Raw genomic sequence first — 17,492 nt, forward strand, 5'->3', positions numbered from 1 at the left:
AACACCATGGCGATCATTCGGAACGAGGCACTGCACAAGCAGGTGGCGGCGGCGATGCGACAGTCGATCGCCACCGGCGAGTGGCCCCCTGGCACCCAGTTGCCCACCGAAACAGATCTCGCCGAGACCTACGGCGTCTCCCGCCCCACCGTCCGCCTCGCGGTCGCAGCCCTACGCAGCGAAGGCCAGTTGGACGTGAAGCAAGGCCGCGGCACCTTCGTCCGCACCGCCATCCACGGCCCGAGCGTCAGCATGGACCGAACCATCACCGCCCAGGCCGACACCTTCTCAACGCCCATCGACGCCTGGTTCGACCACGCCGAGGAGCCCACGGTCTACCGCACCCGTACCGGCGCCATCACCGCGCCGCTGCTGGAGATGGACCAGGACGAGCTGATGCTCGGCTGCGACCGCCTGCTCACCGACCCCACCGGCGCCGGCCGCGCCCTCCACCGCCTCCTGCTCCCCATGGAGCGCATCGGGGCCACCCCGCTCGCCCAGCAGCCTGCCGCCACCCCGGCCGAGGCCTACGCGACACTCGCCGCCGCCGGCCACAACCTCACCTGGCGCGAGCGGGTCAGCGCCCGCGCCCCCCAGCCCGACGAGCGCGAAGCCCTCCACCTCTCCGAAGCCGCCGTCCTCCTGGTCGCCCACCGGATCACTCACGACCAGGCAACCGGCCTCCCCCTCATCCTCGAAGAGACCCGCCTCGGCGCCGAAACCACCGCGCTCACCTACCCCATCGAGGCCCACAAGCCCAAGCGCGCACCCCGCCTGGCCAAGTCCACCCGCTGACCACCCCGAACACGACTCAGCCCCCACGTCCACACCGGGCGCGGGGGCTGTCGCAACTCTTCTTCACTTACTCAAGCGGCGGCGCATCCGCGCCGCCGGGCGGCCCCAGCCGCCCCGGCCGGGCATGCGGCCTTACGGCCGTTCCGGGCCGGGCGCCTGGCCCGCCCTCGGATGAACGCCGGTTGAAGTCCGAAGACCCTCAGGCCCGTTCGCTGCCGCGCGATGGCCGGGCAGGCGGCTCCGCGGTTTTACCCACCTCCCTGGCCCGGGACCCGCGTCGAGCAAGACCGGGGGGCCACTCGGCCACACTGCGGCCAGGCCCAAAAGCCCTGACCGAGTCGCAGCAGCTTACGGCCCCCCGATCATGCCCGACCCCAAACCAGACAGGACACCGGCCAAAACCGCTCCGCCGCCCCCAGAGAGACCAACGCCGCGAATATCTCGATTCTCCGATACATCCGCTGTCTGCAGACTACGATCCATAGAACGACTAACAGACCCCCAGTCGAGGTGGAACTTGACGACTCCCAGATCCCTGGAACAGGGCCCGGTAGAACTACTACTCGCCCACAGTAGATCAATCCTTGAAATTGAATACCGAATTAAGGATGCACGAGCACTGCGGCGACAGACATTGGCCGTTCGCTTTTCCCTACCAATAATCATTACAACACTTCTGGTAGCCAATGTGGCTGGGTGGAGCCTTCTTCCACTCATGAAGATCAATCTAATTCTGATCCCATTAGGGCTGGCCTCATTTGTCGCCATCACAACTGACGAGGTACGGGATCCACCTGGCGACTGGGATGCAGAGTACATCTCAAAGCAAAAGCTTGAGCTGGAACTTGCACAGGAGCGCAAGCGCCTTCAGGCGGTCAGTCTTCATCTCGACCCTCAGTCGCGGCGCCACATCTACAAAGAGACTGTGCCAGTCTCGATTGAGCGATATCAGCGCAGCGGGCGACGATATCGCGCTGTCCACAACACGTTTCAAAGTGTCATCATTGTGGGATCGCTAGCCACCTCGATCCTTGCCGGAATGGACAGCATTGCCGAGAAGTACAAATGGGTCACTGTAGGCGTTAGCTTTTCTGTCGGGATCTCCGCAGGATTCACTGGGTACTTCAAGTACCGCGAGCGAAGCTTCTATCTTCAACAGACCGCCGACGCTATTGAAGAGGAGCTCAATGGAGTCAATTTGAGGACCGGCCGATATCGATCAATGACTAGCGACGACGAAGCGATCGCCGAATTTACCGAGAGAGTCGAAGCGTTGCAAAGCGAGCAGCGCAAGCGCCAGCAGCAGCTCGACCAGCCAGCGCAGCCTGGTGCCGCAGATCAGCTCTAGTCGAGATGAGCGGCCGCCGCGATCCGCATCGCGCCTATATCAGAAAGAGCGAGCGATGCATGATGATATATCGCCTCGCGTCCGTACTGGATCGGCCTGTCATTCAGAGTCCAGGCGGGTATGCGCTGCCAGGCACAGCAACTCTTCGAGCCTCAACCACCCCTCAGCGATGCCTTCCAGACGGACCACCGGGCCTCCGTGGGCGTCAGTGTCCGCGATGGCCCGCAGCTGCGTGCGCGCCACACCGCACGCGGCGAGCAGGTTGTTCAGCTCGTCGGCTGTCCGTCTCGCGGTTCCGACCCACCGGACCACCCCTGTCCCGCCAAGGTCTCGGGGTGGTCCGGCACGTCTTCAGTTGTCCCTGATCAGGTCAGGTGCGCTCCCGCGTCGACCCGTCGCCGCCGAAGATCCGGCGGAACAGCTCCGCCTCTCTCAGGCCGAGCGACTGGTCGTCGACTCCGTTCGTCTCGCGCCAGATGCGCCGTCTCAGCTGCGATCGCTGGTCGTCGGCGAAGCCGGGCACGGCACACCAGGCCGCCACCTCACGGTGCGCGGCACGTCGGCCCGGCGAGATCAGCCGTATCGGCGGCGAGAACTGGCCGTGCAGAAGCCACCAGGTCAACGCCCGGTCGCCGCAGGCCCACAGCCGCCGAGTCACGAGGGCGTCCCGGGGCCAGCCGGGTACACCGTGACCACGTGCGGCGTCAGGCCGAGGAAGGCCAGCGTCCGTACCTCCCCGTACATGGCCAGACGGTGCCCGATCGTCTGCACCGCCGACGGTCCGAACAGCTCGTCGAAGTACTCCTGCTGCTCCCAGGTGAGCGGCAGCGCCCGCAGCGACGCCAGGAGCGCGGCCAACGCGTCCGGCAGCCGGGAGAACTGCGCCGGCCCCGTGATTCCGCGGACCTCCACCACCACCGGGAACGGGTACGTCGAGGCGCCTTCGGCCCCCGCGCCGTCGCCGACGAGGGCCAGCTCCATGCCCACCGATCCGTGGTCTCGCACCGGCATCATCGCGCCGACACCTCCCTGGCACGGCGCGGGTGCCACCTGTGGACGCCCACCGCCTGACCGTTGACGAGGATGTACCGGGCCATCGCCTTCCGCAGCCCCGCGCCGCAGTAGAAGCACCGGGACGCCGCCGTCCCGAACACCCGCCTGTCCCCCATCACTCACCGCCTCCCGGGCCCACCAGAGCCCAAACGATCTTCCCGATGCCTCCGAGCCGAGGCGTGCAGCCCCAGTCCACAGACAGGGCCTCCACTAGGAACAACCCGCGCCCGGACAGCTCGTCCACGCCGGCCGATCGTCGGATCACCGGCTTCTCCCCGCTCGCGTCGTGCACCTCGATCCGGAGGTGGGTGCACACGATCTCGAACCGCACCGCGATCTCTCGGCCGGGCGAAACCCGTGCGTGCTGGACCGCGTTGGTCACCAACTCGGACAGCACCAGTTCGCCGGTCTCAGCCAGCGCGCCACCACCCGGGACCTGGTCGAGGAAGTCCCGCAGGTAGTTCCTGGCGACCCCGGCCGACCGCCGGTGGCGGGTGAGCATCGCCCACAAGGCCATCCCGTCAGCCGACTTGTGCGACTCGGCACCGTCCTCGGGCTCTCCCGAGCTGATCACGTGCACCACCTCCCGGCGCCCAAAGCGAGGCCAGAACATGGACGTTCCGGCCCTTGACACCAGGTTGCCGAGAGGGAATGCGGACTTCGTACCCAACGTGATTACCCAGTGTGGGTAAACTCACAGGTAATCAACTTCCTTGCAGCGACTACTGATCGACAGCGGGGGCTGTGGTGACCGACGCGCGCCTTCCGGACCGGCTACCAACGGGCCTGCTCTCCAACCCGGAGATGATCGTCGCGTGCCGAAGACGAGACTTCGCCGCCGTGTTCCGGCTGCTCAAGCTGGCCGGGATCTACCCCTCGCTCATCGCTCGCGCTTGTGACATGACACCGAGCCGAGTCGGCGAGGTCATGGCGGGCAAGCGCAAGATCGAGAAGATCGATCTCATCGAGCGAATCGCAGACGGACTGCACATCCCCGAGCACATGCTCGGGTTGGTCTCGCGGGACTGGGAGCAGGAAGCACCAGCCCCACAGGTCCGGCACCGATCGTTCGAGCCGTCCGCCAGCGGGCAGGGACTCAGCGCACCGATCGACCCCGAGTTCTTCGTCAGCCATCTGCGCGGCCTCATGCCCGGTCACTACAAGGCCGCGAACCTGCTCGGCTCCCGCCACGCACTCGACGCGGTCACCCGGCACGTCCAGTTACTCGACCGGCTCCAGCAGAACGCCGGCGGTCACGCCCGCGATGAACTCCTCACCATCGGCGCCCGTACCGCTGAGTTCCTGGGCTGGTTGAACCAGGATCTTGGAGACTTCGGCCAGGCACTCTTCTGGTCGGACCGCGCCATGGAGTGGGCGCAGGAGACGGGCGACGACGTGATGGCCGCGTATGTGCTCTTCCGGAAGAGCAACCAGGCCACCGCTCAACGCAGCACGCAGAAGGCCGTCAGTCTTGCCCGCGCCGCTCAACGGTCGGTCGGCGCCACACTTCGCATCCGTGCTCTCGCCGCCCAGCAGGAGGCCCAGGGCCACGCCCTCATGGGCAACCCGCGCTTCGCCCAAGCCAAGTTCGATGAGGCCCACGAACTCGCTGCCGAGCCGGACGACTCACACGCCGACGACGCGCTCGATCTGGCGTACTGCACACCGACCTACATCGAGATGCAGCGCGCGAACTGTCTGATCGGACTCGGCGATCCGCGAACGGCCGTGGGCATGTTCGAGGCCGAGCTTCAGATCCTGCCGCCGATCTACCGCAACGACCAGGGCGTGTACCTCTCGCGGCTGGCGCGCGCCTATGCGGTGTCCGGTGAGCCGGAGCAGGCGGCCGCCGCGGCCGACCGAGCCCTGTCGATCGCCATCGACACCGAGTCGGCCCGAGCCATGTCCGAACTGTCCGCAGCGGGCAAGGCCCTTCAGCGCTGGAAGGCTGTCCCCGAAGTAGCCACGTTCACCGGCCGTTTGACTCTGATAAGCGGCGGGCTCCCCTCTCGACCGTTGACGATCTGATGAGAGAGGGTGGGCCCATGGACGCACTGATCACGGCCGCCACTTCCGCAGACGAACGCCGCCGCGGCGCCAAGGTCGCCGTGCTGCCGGTCGGCAGCTTCGAGCAGCACGGCGACCACCTGCCGCTCACCACGGACACCGTCGTCGCCAGCCTGATCGCCCAGCGGATCGCCACCGACTATGACCTGTTCCTCCTGCCTCCCATCACGCTGTCCTGCTCGCACGAGCACGCCCACATGCCCGGCACCGTCAGCATCAGCGCCTCCACCCTCTACGCCGTGATCAATGACACGTGGAAGTCCCTCCAAGCATCCGGCGTCCCCGGCCTGCTGATCGTGAACGGGCACGGCGGGAACTACGTCCTCTCGAACGCGGTCCAGGAGGCCAACACCGAGGGCCCACGAGTCGCCCTCTTCCCGGTCCGCGAGGACTGGCACCAGGCCCGCGAAGCCGCCGCCCTGGAGAGCAGCGGCGCCGAGGACATGCACGGCGGCGAGCTGGAGGTGTCCCTCCTCCTCCACGGCGCGCCCCACCTCATCCGCGATGGCATCGAGGGCGACGACCACGACGCCCCGGAGCGCCCCCACCTCCTGACCCTGGGAATGGCCGGCTACACGCAGAACGGCATCATCGGCCGCCCGTCCCTCGGTACTGCCGAGAAGGGCAGGGCCATCCTGGAGAGCCTCTCCAAGTCGGCCGCCGCCCACCTGTCACTCATAGGGGGTAGCTGACAGCTACCCCCTATCCACCCGAACGATGAACCGGCCCAGCCCACACGGTCCCTGCACGTCGGCCACGGACGATTTGGATATCTGGTCCGAATGGTGCCGGTGCGTCTGTTCGAGTTGGCGTATCTCCGGTTCCGGGTAGGGGCTGGCACGGTCGCCGGCGGCCGCCGGCTCGGTACGCAGGAGGAACGGTCATGGCACAAAGCGGACAGCGAGTTGATCCATTCGCCGCGTTCAACTTCACGCTGGACATCGACGGGTTGGCAGGCTCGCACGGCTTCTCCGAGTGCAGCGGGGCCAACACCGAGCAGGACGTGATCGAGTACCGCGAAGGCAACATGGACTTCTCGGTCATCAAGCTCCCAGGGCTGAAGAAGTTCGGTGACATCACGCTCAAGCGTGGCTTCACCACCAACCGTGAGCTGTGGGACTGGCGGCGATCGGTGCTGGAGGGCACCGTGGTTCGCCGCAGCGGCCACATCACGCTCAACGACGAGGCTGGCAAGCCGGCGTTGCGGTGGAAGTTCACCAACGCCTGGCCCAAGCAATACTCGGCACCATCGCTCAGCGGCACTGCCACCGAGGTTGCCATCGAGGAGTTGGTCTTGGTGGTGGAGAGCTTCGAGCTGGACGCCGCGTAACTGCCGCGCTGCGCCAGTCGGCCTCGCCAAGGGTGTGACGGACGGGGCGCCCAAACGCCAGAGCCCTCCCCCAAGGAATCGGGGAGGGCTCTACGCGTGGCCTCAAGGCCTCAGACCCACTCGATCGAGGACTCGATGCCCGGGGCACTCCGGGCGGCGGGCAGAGGGGTCCTCTGGCCGCCTTGCCGGGCCTCCCCGAGGGCGGGGGCGGGCCCGCCCGGGGCGCGGCTCAGACCGAGTGCGCCCAGGACGAGCTCCCGCTCACCCTCCGGAAGGCTGTGAAGTAAGTCACACAGGTCGCTCACCGTGTCACCCACGTCGTCGGCTACTTCTGCTGGTCAGCGCCGTTGACGACCGTCAGCGGCAGCATCTTCTTGCCCGTCGGGCCAATTTGTATAGCCGTCTGCATCTGGGGGCACACGCCGCAGTCGAAGCACGGGGTCCAGCGGCAGTCGTCGACCTCGACCTCCTCCAGGGCGTCCTGCCAGTCCTCCCACAGCCAGTCCTTGTCGAGGCCGCTGTCCAGGTGGTCCCAGGGCAGCACCTCCTCGTAGGAGCGCTCGCGGGTGGTGTACCAGTCGACGTCGACGCCGGTGCCCGACAGGCCCTTGTCGGCGCAGGCCATCCAGCGGTCGTACGAGAAGTACTCGCGCCAGCCGTCGAAGCGGCCGCCGTCCTCGTAGACGGCGCGGATGATCGCGCCGACCCTGCGGTCGCCGCGGGAGAGCAGGCCCTCGACGATGCCCGGCTTGCCGTCGTGGTAGCGGTAGCCGATGTTCTTGCCGTACTTGCGGTCGCCGCGGATGGAGTCGCGCAGCTTGGCCAGGCGGGCGTCGGTGGCCTCGGCGGACAGCTGCGGGGCCCACTGGAACGGGGTGTGCGGCTTGGGCACGAACCCGCCGATGGAGACGGTGCAGCGGATGTCGTTCTGGCCGGTGACCTCGCGGCCCTTCTGGATGACGTTCTTCGCCATCTCGCCGATCTGGAGCACGTCCTCGTCGGTCTCGGTGGGCAGGCCGCACATGAAGTACAGCTTCACCTGGCGCCAGCCGTTGCCGTACGCGGTGGCGACGGTGCGGATCAGGTCCTCCTCCGACACCATCTTGTTGATCACCTTGCGCATGCGCTCGCTGCCGCCCTCGGGGGCGAAGGTGAGGCCCGAGCGGCGCCCGTTGCGGGACAGCTCGTTGGCGAGGTCGATGTTGAAGGCGTCGACGCGGGTGGACGGCAGCGACAGACCGATCTTGTCCTCGGTGTAGCGGTCCGCCAGGCCCTTGGCGATGTCACCGATCTCGGTGTGGTCGGCGCTGGACAGCGACAGCAGGCCGACCTCCTCGAAGCCGGTCGCCTTCAGCCCGCGCTCGACCATCTCGCCGATGCCGGTGATGCTTCGCTCCCGCACGGGGCGCGTGATCATGCCGGCCTGGCAGAAACGGCAGCCGCGGGTGCAACCGCGGAAGATCTCCACGGACATCCGCTCGTGCACCGTCTCCGCGAGCGGGACCAGCGGCTGCTTCGGGTACGGCCACTCGTCCAGGTCCATCACGGTGTGCTTGGACACCCGCCACGGCACGCCCGGGGCGTTCGGCACGACGCGGCCGATCCGGCCGTCGGCCAGGTACTCCACGTCGTAGAACTTCGGGACGTACACCCCGCCGGTACGGGCCAGGCGCAGCAGCAGCTCGTCGCGGCCGCCCGGACGACCCTCGGCCTTCCAGGCGCGGATGATCTCGGTGATGTCGAGGACGGCCTGCTCGCCGTCGCCGATCACCGCGCAGTCCAGGAAGTCCGCGATCGGCTCCGGGTTGAAGGCCGCGTGGCCGCCGGCCAGGACGATCGGGTCCTCGTCGCTGCGGTCCTTGGACTCCAGCGGGATGCCGGCCAGGTCGAGCGCGGTCAGCATGTTGGTGTAGCCGAGCTCGGTGGAGAACGACAGGCCGAAGACGTCGAAGGCCTTCACCGGGCGGTGGGCGTCCACGGTGAACTGCGGGACGCCGTGCTCCCGCATCAGCGCCTCCAGGTCCGGCCAGACGCTGTAGGTGCGCTCGGCCAGCACGCCCTCACGCTCGTTGAGCACCTCGTAGAGGATCATGACGCCCTGGTTGGGCAGGCCGACCTCGTAGGCGTCGGGGTACATCAGCGCCCAGCGGACGTCGCAGGCGTCCCAGTCCTTGACGGTCGAGTTGAGCTCGCCGCCGACGTACTGGATCGGCTTCTGGACGTGCGGGAGGAGGGCCTCCAGGCGTGGGAAGACCGATTCGACAGTCATGTACTAGGAACCCTTACGACGTGATTCGGTGCCGCGAGCCGGCACGGGAGGGGTGACCCTCAAGAGTAGCCCAATCCGGGGAACACCCCGTCTGCCCGGGAATCCCGCCCGAACCGGCCCCCCTTCCGAACCGGCCTTCCTGCCGAACCGGGCCCCCGGCCGGCCCCTGGTGCGCCCCGGCGCGATCCGCCCCGCCCGCACCCACTCGTACCCGCCCCGGCACGCACGGTGCGCGCCCGCCGCCCGGCGCCGCCCGCCGTTGACACGCCCGGACGGCCCGTGCGCTACTGACAGGGCCCTGCCCAAGGCCCTGTACCCCTTCCGGAGAGGGGAGTTGGGTCGTACGCTCGGCCAACGCCGACTCCCCCGGCGGACCGTCTCGCCCAGCACGACCTCCCCCGTCCCCCGCGAGGCCCCTCCCCCGGCCCCGCAGAGCCCGTCCCCGGCCCGCAGGCCGCGTCCGGTGGCGCAGCACGCCCGCGCCCCGGCGGCCGCACGACCGGTCGCAAGGAGAACCATGACCGACACCGGTCGGCGGGTCCGACCCCTGCGGATCCTCGACAGGACCCTCGACACCCGGCCGCCGGCCCGCTACCCCACGCAGGCCCAGGCCGAATCCGCGGCCCGACGGCTCGCCCTGCGCCGCCCGGACCGCTGCCGGCTGCGCGAGGTCGGCCGCTCCCGGGCCGGGCGCCCGCTGCTGTTGCTCTCGGTCGACCGGGGCCCGCAGGCCGCCCTGGTGGTGGGCGGACCGCACCCCAACGAGCCGATCGGCACCGCCGCCGCGGTCCGGCTGGCCGAGGTGCTGCTGGAGCGCCCCGCCCGGCCGGGCCTGTCCTGGCACCTGCTGCTCTGCCTGGACCCGGACGGTGCCGCGCTCAACGCCGGCTGGCTGGACGGCCCGCTCACCATGAGCCGCCACTACGAGCACTTCTTCCGCCCCGCCTTCGAGGAGCAGCCCGAACTGCTGCCCGCCCCCGGCTCGGGCCGCCCGCCGATGCCGGAGAGCGTGGCACTGACCGGTCTGATCGACGAGCTGCGCCCGTTCCTGCAGTGCTCGCTGCACGGGGTGGACTTCGGCGGCGCCTTCGTCCAGTTGACCGGCCCGGTGCCGGGGCTGTCCGAGCGCTTCGCCCGCTCCGCCGACCGGGCCGGCCTGCCGCTGGACGTGGACTCCTACGACGCCATCGGCTGGGCCAGCCCGGCCCCCGGCACCTACCTGATGCCGGGGCCCGGCAGCGAGGACATCTCCCGGGCGCTGCCGGACGAGCCGGAGCTGTCCACCTGGTCCTACGCGGCCCAGTCCGGCGCGGTCACCGCCGTGCTGGAGGTCCCGATGTGGGCGGTGGACGCGGTCGGCGACGCCCGTCCGCACCCGGCCGGGCCGCAGGCCGTCGGCGAGGCCGCGCGCGATCTCACCGCGCGTACCGCGGAGCTCAGCGCGCTGCTCTCCTGCGTGCCGGCGCAGGCCCGGGAGGCACACGGCGCTCTGGTGCGCACCGCCGAGTTCAACCTGGCGGTCGCCCCGCGGGTCGCCGACGAGTGGCTGGAGCTCTGGTGCCCGAGCCCGCTGAGCGCCTCCCGGGCGACCACCGCCGGGCTGGTCGCCGCCCGGCTGCCGCTGCGGGTCGCCTCGATCCTGCTGCGTCTGCTGGTCGACGCCCGTGGCTCGGGGGCCGAGGCCGCCCGGGAGCGCGCCCGCGCGGTGGTCGCCGACAGCCTGGACCGGCTGCGCCACCGCTTCGGCGCCCGCTGGGTCCCGGTGCAGGAGCAGCTGGCCCACCAGACCCGGGCGGTGCTCACCGCCACCGACTGCCTGCTCCAAGCGATCTGACGAATCGCCGACTCGGCTGTGCCGCAAGGGGAAAGGGCCGGTCCGGGAAGTTCCCGGACCGGCCCCGACGGCAACCCGATGGCAAGCGGGCTCAGGCCGCTATCGGCCGCTGGCTGCGCACCGCCTGGAGCAGCCCGATGCCGATCCACACCGCGAACATCGAGGAGCCGCCGTAGGAGACGAAGGGCAGCGGGATGCCCGCGACCGGCATGATGCCCAGGCACATCCCTATGTTCTCGAAGGCCTGGAAGGAGAGCCAGGCGATGACGCCGGCCGCCACGATCGTCCCGTACAGGTCGGTGGCCTGGCGGGCGATCCGGCAGGCGCGCCACAGGATCACGCCGACCAGGGCGATTATCGCGAGCGCCCCGACGAAGCCCAGTTCCTCACCGGCGACGGTGAACACGAAGTCGGTCTGCTGCTCCGGCACGAACTGCCCGACGGTCTGCGTCCCGTGGAACAGCCCCTTGCCGGTCAGTCCGCCCGAGCCGATCGCGATCCGGGCCTGCGCGGTGTTGTAGCCGACGCCGTTCGGGTCGAGCTGCGGGTTGGCGAAGGCGGCGAAGCGGTCGATCTGGTACTGGCTCAGCAGTCCGAGCTTCCAGATCGCGATGCTGCCGCCGACCCCGGCCGCGAGGATGCCGAGCACCCAGCGGTTGGCCGCGCCGGAGCCGAGCAGGATGCCCAGCACGATCGCGGACATCACCATGGTCGACCCGGCGTCCGGCATCAGCAGCACCAGGCCCATCGGCAGGCAGGCCCAGATCAGACCGCGGAACACCGCCCGGTGCGAGGGGAACTCCCGCTCCCCCGCGTCCACCTGGTCCGACAGCACGACCGCCATCGACAGCACGATCCCGATCTTCGCGAACTCGGCGGGCTGGATCGAGAAGCCGCCGCCGAGCTGGATCCAGGAGTGCGCGCCGTTGACGGTCGAGCCGATCGGGCTGAGCGTCGCCAGCAGCAGCAGGATCACGCCGACGTAGACGAACGGCACCAGGGTGCGGACCCGCCGGGCTCCTATCGCTATCACCACGGCGCACAGCACCAGGCCGACGACGAAGTTGGTCAGGTGCCGGTAGAGGAAGTACTGCGGGTCCCCGTGGGTGAGGTTGTCGCGCCCGCGGGTCGCCGACCAGACCAGCAGCGAGCTGCCGAGCGAGAGGGCCAGCGCGGCCAGTAGCAGTATCCAGTCCAGCCGCCACAGCGGCGAGTCCTTGGCCAGTGCCTTGGAGACCCCGGTGCGCTGCGGGGCCAGCCGCAGCTGCCGGTAGGAGCCGTAGGAGCTCATGCGCCCACCTCGCTTCGCTCGGCAGGCGCTCCGCACAACGCGCACCTCTTGTTGGTTCGCTCGCTTCGCTCGCTCACGCGCCCACCTCGCTTCGCTCGGCAGGCGCTCCGCACAACGCGCACCTCTTGTTGGTTCGCTCGCTTCGCTCGCTCACGCGCCCACCTCGCTTCGCTCGGCAGGCGCTCCGCACAACGCGCACCATCCGACGATTCGCTCGCTACGCTCACTCATGCCCGTCCCCTTCCCGGGCGGTTCGGTTCGAGCGCGGCATCGGCCGCGGTGTACGGCGCCGGGCTGTCGGCCGGCGGCATCGGGTCGAGGAAAGCCGTCGCCTGGGCCGCGTCCGCCTGGGCCGGGGTGACGGCCGACAGCACCGGGGCCGGGGCGGGCGCGCCCGGCGCCGGGTCGATCGCGTAGGAGGCCGGCTTGATGATCGCGGTGCCGTCCGGGTTGAACTTCGGCAGCTCGCCCTGCGGCGTCGGCAGCAGCGCCTTGCCGTTGTCGATGGCGCCCTTGTCGTCCACGCCGTACAGCGCCTGGTAGATCCGCCGGATGGCGTCACCGGAACCGCCGGAGCCGGTGCCACCCTGGCTGATCGTCATGATGACCGCGTAGTCCTTGCTGTACGTGTCCAGCCACGAGGTGGTCTGCTTGCCCTCGACCTCGGCGGTGCCGGTCTTGGCGTGCAGCGCGATCTTGTCCTGCGGCCAGCCGTTGAACTTCCAGGCGGCGGTACCGCTGGTGATGACACCCGCGGTGGCCTGGTCGATGTAGCTGAGCAGCTTCTGGTCACCGGGGAACTTGGCGTCCTCGTGCGGGGCGATCTCGCGGACGAGATCCCCGCTCGGGCTTATCACGGCCTTGGCGATGGTCGGCCGGTAGAAGGTGCCGCCGTTGGCCAGCGCCGAGTAGATCCGGGCCATCTGGACGGGGGTGACGAGCGTGTCGCCCTGGCCGATCGCGTAGTTGACGGCGTCACCGGCGCGCATCTGGTAGCCGTCCACGCAGTTCTCGCGGGCGATCTGGTCGGAGAAGCTGTTGCCGCCCTTCTGCGCCTGCGCGCACCAGGCGTCCTTGTTGTTGTCGTAGAAGGACTGCTTCCACTGCCGGTCCGGTACCCGGCCGGTCACCTCGGACGGCAGGTCGATGCCGGTCTTGGCGCCGAGACCGAACTGGTGGGCGGTCTTGAAGAACCAGTCGCCCGGATCCTTCTTCGGCTTGATGCCACCGTCCTTCATCCACTGGTCGTACGCCAGGCCGTAGAAGACGGTGTCGCAGGAGACCTCCAGCGCCTTCTCCAGGGAGATGGCGCCGAAGTTCTCGCTCTCGAAGTTCTTGAACTCGCGACCGCCGATGGTCATGCTCTTGGGGCACGGGTAGGTGCCGTCCAGCGAGTAGCCGGCCTGCACGGCGGCGGTGGTCGAGACGACCTTGAAGGTCGAGCCGGGGGCGGACTGACCCTGTATGGCCCGGTTCAGCAGCGGGAAGTTGGAGTCCTTGCTGGTCAGCGACTGATAGTCCTTGCCGCTGATGCCGCCCACCCAGAGGTTGGGGTCGTAGGTCGGGGCACTCGCCATCGCGATGATCCGCCCGGTGTGCACGTCCATCACGACGGCGGCGCCGGAGTCGGCCTCGTAGTTACGGTTGGTGACCTTGTCGAAGGTGTTCCGGGCCTCGGCCATGGCCTGCGCCAGGTTGTCCTCGACCACCTTCTGCACCCGGGCGTCGATGCTGGTGACCAGGTTGTTGCCGGTCTGCGGCGCGACGGTGCCGGCGGTGCCGATCACCCGGCCGAGGTTGTCCACCTCCAGCTTGGTGATGCCGGCGGTGCCGCGCAGGTCGCGGTCGTACACCGACTCCAGCCCGGCCCGGCCGATCTGGTCGGCCGGCAGGTAGCGGTCCAGGCCGCTCTTGTCGGCGGTCTTGCTGACCTCCTCGTCGGTGACCGGCGAGAGGTAGCCGAGCACCTGGGCCATGTTGGCGCCCTCGACGCCGGTGTAGCGGCGCACGGCGGTGGGCTGCGCGGTGATCCCGGGGAAGTCCTCGCGGCGCTCCATCATCTGCATCGCCTGCTGGGTGGTCGCCTCCTTGGTGACCGGGATCGGCTGGTAGGGCGAGCCGTTCCAGCAGGGCTGCGAGGTCTTGGCGTCGCAGAGCCGGACCTTCTCCTGCACGTCCTTGGCCGACATGCCCAGCACCTCGGCGAGGCGGCCCAGCACCGCTTTGCCGCCGTCCTTCTGCTGCAGCAGCGAGGTACGGCTGACGGACACCACCAGCCGGGCCTCGTTGCCGGCCAGGATCCGCCCGGAGGCGTCCAGGATCTCGCCGCGGACGGACGGCTCGACCACCTCGCGGATGTGGTTGCCGGTCGCCTTGGCGGTGTAGACGCTGGCGTTACGGATCTGCAGGTACCACAGCCGTCCGCCCAGGGTGGCGAGCAGTGACAGCACCAGAATCTGCAGTACCACCAGACGGATCGTCACCCGCCGGGTTCGGCCGGTCTCGGGGATGTTGCTCACGTCTCGTGCGCTCCAGGGTGCGGGAAAGTCGGGAGGTCGGGGGCCTGGACGGGCCGGTTACGGGCGCCGGGCGAAGCCGGGGACGCGCCGCTTCCTGTACTTCGGGCCGGACGAGACCTCACGCGTGGTGCGGTAGCGGGCCAGGGTGCCGAGGCCCGGACCGCCCTCGTCGTCGTCGCTGGCGGCGGTCACCGGGTCGCGGCCGAAGCGGCGGCCGAGCAGCATCACCAGCGGCACCACGAACGGGGCCAGCAGCAGGTCGTACAGCAGGGCGCTGATCACCAGGCCGCCGAGGCCGACGTGCCGGGCCGCGGTGTCGCCGACCAGAGCGCCGACCATGGCGTACAGCAGGGTGGAGGCGATCGCCGCGGCGCCGACCACCAGCAGCGCGCTGGAGACCGAGCGCTGTCGGCCGTGCTCGGGGCGCAACAGCCCGGCGGCGTATCCCATCAGGCAGAGCACCAGGGCGTAGCGGCCGATGGCGTGGTCGGAGGGCGGCGCGAGGTCGGCGAGAAGGCCGGCCGAGAAGCCGACCAGGCAGCCGCCGGTCGGCCCGTAGACCATGGCCAGGCCGACCACGACCAGTAGCAGTATGTCCGGGGTGGCCCCCGGGAGCTGGAGCCGGCCGAACACGCTGACCTGGAGGATCAGGCCGAAGAGGATCAGTGCGGCGGAGACGGGGATGCGGGCGAGGCGCATGGCTCAGTTCCCCCCATTGGGCTTGGCGGGCGGGGTGCTGGCCGCAGGGGCCTGCGGCTGGACGGGCGCGGCGGGGGACTGGCTCTGGCCCGGGGTGGGGGCGGGCGGCAGGACGGCGTCGCGCGGGTCGGCGCGCGGTGGCACGACCACCACGCCGACCAGGTCCAGCCGGGTGAACTGGACGAAGGGCTCGACCAGGATGGTCTTGGTCAGCTGGCCCGCGTTGGCCTGGACCTCGGTGACCTTGCCGACGGGGACACCGGGCACGAACGGGCGGCCGCTCTGCGAGCCGAAGGTGACCAGCCGGTCGCCGGTCTTGACCTGCGCCTTGCCGTTGAGCAGGGAGACCTTCATCGGGCTGTCGCCGCCGCCGGAGGCGAAGCCGATCTCGCCGCTGCCCTCCAGCCGGGTGCCGGCCGAGAAGCCGGGGTCGGAGGCGAGCAGCACGGTGGCGGTGGTCCGGGCGATGGTGGTGATCCGGCCGACCAGGCCCTGGCCGTTGATCACGGTCATGTCGCGGGTGAGGCCGTCGTCGCTGCCGGCGTCGATGGTGATGGTCCAGGAGAAGCCCTGGGCCGGGCCGATCGCGATGACCTGGGCGGCCTTGACGGTGTATCCGCCGGCGCCCGCGGTGCGCAGCAGGTCGTCCAACTGCTTGGTGCGCCCGCTCGCCATGTCGGAGGAGGCGAGCTTCTGCCGCAGTTCGGTGTTCTCACGGGCGAGCTGGTCGGTGCGGCCGTTGTTGGTGGCGGCGTCGCGGAAGGCGCGGACGGTGTCGGCGACCGGGTTGACCACGGTGGCGGCGCCGCGCTCGACCGGGCCGAGGACGCGGGCGGCCGCGTGGCGGGCCGGGCCGAGCGGGGAGTCCTCACCGCCCTTGATGTCCACGGTGATGAGCGCGAAGGCGACGGCCACCAGCAGGATGAGCAGCAGCCGGCTCTCTCGTGTGTCCCTCACGGTGCTGGTACTGCCCCTTCGTACCTGGCGGCCGCCCGGGGCTGTGGGGCCCGGACGGCTGCCCGTTCAGTTGAGTGTCGGATGTGTCGTCGTGGTACTAACGGCGCGGCTGGGCGTCCAGTACCTGCTGGAGCGCCTCGAACTCCTCGACGCACTTGCCGGAGCCGAGTGCGACGGAGTCGAGCGGGTTCTCGGCGATGTGGATCGGCATGCCGGTCTCGCGGCGCAGCCGCTCGTCCAGGCCGCGCAGCAGGGCGCCGCCGCCGGTGAGCACGATGCCGCGGTCCATGACGTCGCCGGCCAGCTCGGGCGGGCACTGGTCGAGGGTGGTCTTGACCGCGTCGATGATCGAGTTGACCGGCTCGTCGATGGCCTCGCGGACCTCGGCGGCGGAGATGACCACGGTCTTGGGCAGGCCGCTGACCAGGTCGCGGCCGCGGATCTCGGCGTGCTCGTCCTTCTCGCCCTCCAGGCCGAAGGCGCTGCCGATGCTCATCTTGATCTGCTCGGCGCTGCGCTCGCCGAGGAGGAGGGAGTACTCCTTCTTGATGTGCTGGACGATCGCGTTGTCCAGCTCGTCGCCGGCCACCCGGATGGACTGGGCGGTGACGATGCCGCCGAGGGAGATCACGGCGACCTCGGTGGTGCCGCCGCCGATGTCGACGACCATGTTGCCGGTGGCCTCGTGGACGGGCAGGCCGGCGCCGATCGCGGCGGCCATCGGCTCCTCGATGATGTGCACCTGGCGCGCGCCGGCCTGCGAGGAGGCCTCGATGACGGCGCGACGCTCGACGCCGGTGATGCCGGAGGGCACGCAGACCACGACGCGCGGGCGGGCGAGGTAGCGGCGGCGGTGGATCTTGAGGATGAAGTAGCGCAGCATCCGCTCGGTGATCTCGAAGTCGGCGATCACGCCGTCCTTGAGCGGGCGGATGGCGACGATGTTGCCGGGCGTGCGGCCGATCATCTTCTTGGCCTCGACGCCGACCGCGAGGATGCCGCCGGTGTTGGTGTTCACCGCGACGACGGACGGCTCGTTGAGGACGATCCCCTTGCCCCTGACGTACACCAGCGTGTTGGCAGTTCCGAGGTCGATCGCCAAGTCGCGGCCGATGAACGACAGGTTGCTCGCCATGGGGTGTGGGTGCCTTCCCGGGCTCGGAGTTCATGGGGGGTGGACGAATACACGCCCATGCTTGGGCGGAGACCAGCTGAGCTGCCTTACCGGGCCCTTGAGTCGCGTCCATCGTAGTCACGCCGCACGGTACGGACGGCGACGTGGGGGCATACGTCCATTGTCCGGAGCGTGATCGCTTCTCCGAGCATTGGG

At 69.6% G+C, this 17,492-nt stretch carries 15 protein-coding genes; 6 read left to right on the top strand and 9 right to left on the bottom strand.

Features of this window, described 5'->3' with window-relative positions; genetic code table 11:
• Positions 1-6 precede the first annotated feature (6 nt).
• Both ABZW30_RS04415 and ABZW30_RS04420 read left to right on the top strand, forming a co-directional pair.
• Complete coding sequence (locus tag ABZW30_RS04415; protein ID WP_355669528.1) at positions 7-795, top strand: GntR family transcriptional regulator; 789 nt, start codon at positions 7-9, stop codon at positions 793-795.
• Between the two features lie 715 nt (positions 796-1,510).
• Entirely contained in the window at positions 1,511-2,143 is a 633-nt protein-coding gene (locus ABZW30_RS04420; protein WP_355669529.1) for a DUF4231 domain-containing protein, read from the top strand.
• A gap of 370 nt (positions 2,144-2,513) precedes the next feature.
• On the opposite strand, the gene ABZW30_RS04425 is transcribed toward ABZW30_RS04420, so the two are convergent.
• The 3 genes from ABZW30_RS04425 to ABZW30_RS04435 all read right to left on the bottom strand — a co-directional run bounded on the left by ABZW30_RS04425 (position 2,514) and on the right by ABZW30_RS04435 (position 3,770).
• On the bottom strand, positions 2,514-2,801 hold the full coding sequence (locus tag ABZW30_RS04425; protein ID WP_355669530.1) for a hypothetical protein: 288 nt from the start codon (positions 2,799-2,801) through the stop codon (positions 2,514-2,516).
• Positions 2,798-3,157, bottom strand: a complete 360-nt coding sequence (locus tag ABZW30_RS04430; RefSeq protein WP_355669531.1) for a hypothetical protein — start codon at positions 3,155-3,157, stop codon at positions 2,798-2,800. The genes ABZW30_RS04425 and ABZW30_RS04430 overlap by 4 nt, the downstream gene beginning before the upstream one ends.
• Before the next feature lie 154 nt (positions 3,158-3,311).
• A complete protein-coding gene (locus ABZW30_RS04435; RefSeq protein ID WP_355669532.1) occupies positions 3,312-3,770 on the bottom strand; it encodes an ATP-binding protein in 459 nt (152 codons plus the stop codon).
• Positions 3,771-3,940: 170 nt separating this feature from the next.
• On the opposite strand from ABZW30_RS04435, the gene ABZW30_RS04440 reads away from it, so the two are divergent.
• The 3 genes from ABZW30_RS04440 (at position 3,941) to ABZW30_RS04450 (ending at position 6,593) form a co-directional block, all read left to right on the top strand.
• Positions 3,941-5,224, top strand: a complete 1,284-nt coding sequence (locus ABZW30_RS04440; RefSeq protein ID WP_355669533.1) for a hypothetical protein — start codon at positions 3,941-3,943, stop codon at positions 5,222-5,224.
• A gap of 17 nt (positions 5,225-5,241) precedes the next feature.
• On the top strand, positions 5,242-5,955 hold the full coding sequence (locus tag ABZW30_RS04445; protein ID WP_355669534.1) for a creatininase family protein: 714 nt from the start codon (positions 5,242-5,244) through the stop codon (positions 5,953-5,955).
• Positions 5,956-6,146: 191 nt separating this feature from the next.
• A complete protein-coding gene (locus tag ABZW30_RS04450) occupies positions 6,147-6,593 on the top strand; it encodes a phage tail protein (protein ID WP_355669535.1) in 447 nt (148 codons plus the stop codon).
• A 325-nt stretch (positions 6,594-6,918) separates the two neighbouring features.
• Here the strand turns inward: ABZW30_RS04450 and ABZW30_RS04455 are convergent, their stop codons facing one another.
• On the bottom strand, positions 6,919-8,862 hold the full coding sequence (locus ABZW30_RS04455) for a TIGR03960 family B12-binding radical SAM protein (RefSeq protein ID WP_355669536.1): 1,944 nt from the start codon (positions 8,860-8,862) through the stop codon (positions 6,919-6,921).
• A 517-nt stretch (positions 8,863-9,379) separates the two neighbouring features.
• Here ABZW30_RS04455 and ABZW30_RS04460 point away from each other — a divergent pair.
• On the top strand, positions 9,380-10,696 hold the full coding sequence (locus ABZW30_RS04460) for a M14 family zinc carboxypeptidase (RefSeq protein WP_355669537.1): 1,317 nt from the start codon (positions 9,380-9,382) through the stop codon (positions 10,694-10,696).
• Positions 10,697-10,787: 91 nt separating this feature from the next.
• Here the strand turns inward: ABZW30_RS04460 and rodA are convergent, their stop codons facing one another.
• The 5 genes from rodA to ABZW30_RS04485 all read right to left on the bottom strand — a co-directional run bounded on the left by rodA (position 10,788) and on the right by ABZW30_RS04485 (position 17,285).
• Positions 10,788-11,987: a rod shape-determining protein RodA gene (gene rodA, locus ABZW30_RS04465; RefSeq protein ID WP_355669538.1), complete on the bottom strand. Its 1,200-nt coding sequence runs from the start codon at positions 11,985-11,987 to the stop codon at positions 10,788-10,790.
• Positions 11,988-12,214: 227 nt separating this feature from the next.
• Positions 12,215-14,506, bottom strand: a complete 2,292-nt coding sequence (gene mrdA / locus ABZW30_RS04470; RefSeq protein WP_355669539.1) for a penicillin-binding protein 2 — start codon at positions 14,504-14,506, stop codon at positions 12,215-12,217.
• 57 nt (positions 14,507-14,563) lie between these two features.
• A complete protein-coding gene (mreD, locus tag ABZW30_RS04475; RefSeq protein ID WP_355669540.1) occupies positions 14,564-15,205 on the bottom strand; it encodes a rod shape-determining protein MreD in 642 nt (213 codons plus the stop codon).
• 3 nt (positions 15,206-15,208) lie between these two features.
• Positions 15,209-16,162, bottom strand: coding sequence for a rod shape-determining protein MreC (gene mreC, locus ABZW30_RS04480; RefSeq protein WP_355669541.1), 954 nt, complete (start codon positions 16,160-16,162; stop codon positions 15,209-15,211).
• A gap of 97 nt (positions 16,163-16,259) precedes the next feature.
• Entirely contained in the window at positions 16,260-17,285 is a 1,026-nt protein-coding gene (locus ABZW30_RS04485; protein ID WP_355669593.1) for a rod shape-determining protein, read from the bottom strand.
• Between the last annotated feature and the right edge of the window lie 207 nt (positions 17,286-17,492).

The organism is Kitasatospora sp. NPDC004669 (assembly GCF_040609455.1).
Lineage (GTDB): Bacteria > Actinomycetota > Actinomycetes > Streptomycetales > Streptomycetaceae > Kitasatospora.

Excerpts from the sequence above, each read along its gene's own strand:
- ABZW30_RS04415 (WP_355669528.1), top strand. The coding sequence starts at position 7 with ATGGCGATCATTCGGAACGAGGCACTGCACAAGCAGGTGGCGGCGGCG.
- ABZW30_RS04420 (WP_355669529.1), top strand. The coding sequence starts at position 1,511 with ATGAAGATCAATCTAATTCTGATCCCATTAGGGCTGGCCTCATTTGTC.
- ABZW30_RS04430 (WP_355669531.1), bottom strand. The coding sequence starts at position 3,157 with ATGATGCCGGTGCGAGACCACGGATCGGTGGGCATGGAGCTGGCCCTC.
- ABZW30_RS04445 (WP_355669534.1), top strand. The coding sequence starts at position 5,242 with ATGGACGCACTGATCACGGCCGCCACTTCCGCAGACGAACGCCGCCGC.
- ABZW30_RS04450 (WP_355669535.1), top strand. The coding sequence starts at position 6,147 with ATGGCACAAAGCGGACAGCGAGTTGATCCATTCGCCGCGTTCAACTTC.
- ABZW30_RS04455 (WP_355669536.1), bottom strand. The coding sequence starts at position 8,862 with ATGACTGTCGAATCGGTCTTCCCACGCCTGGAGGCCCTCCTCCCGCAC.
- ABZW30_RS04460 (WP_355669537.1), top strand. The coding sequence starts at position 9,380 with ATGACCGACACCGGTCGGCGGGTCCGACCCCTGCGGATCCTCGACAGG.
- rodA (WP_355669538.1), bottom strand. The coding sequence starts at position 11,987 with ATGAGCTCCTACGGCTCCTACCGGCAGCTGCGGCTGGCCCCGCAGCGC.
- mreD (WP_355669540.1), bottom strand. The coding sequence starts at position 15,205 with ATGCGCCTCGCCCGCATCCCCGTCTCCGCCGCACTGATCCTCTTCGGC.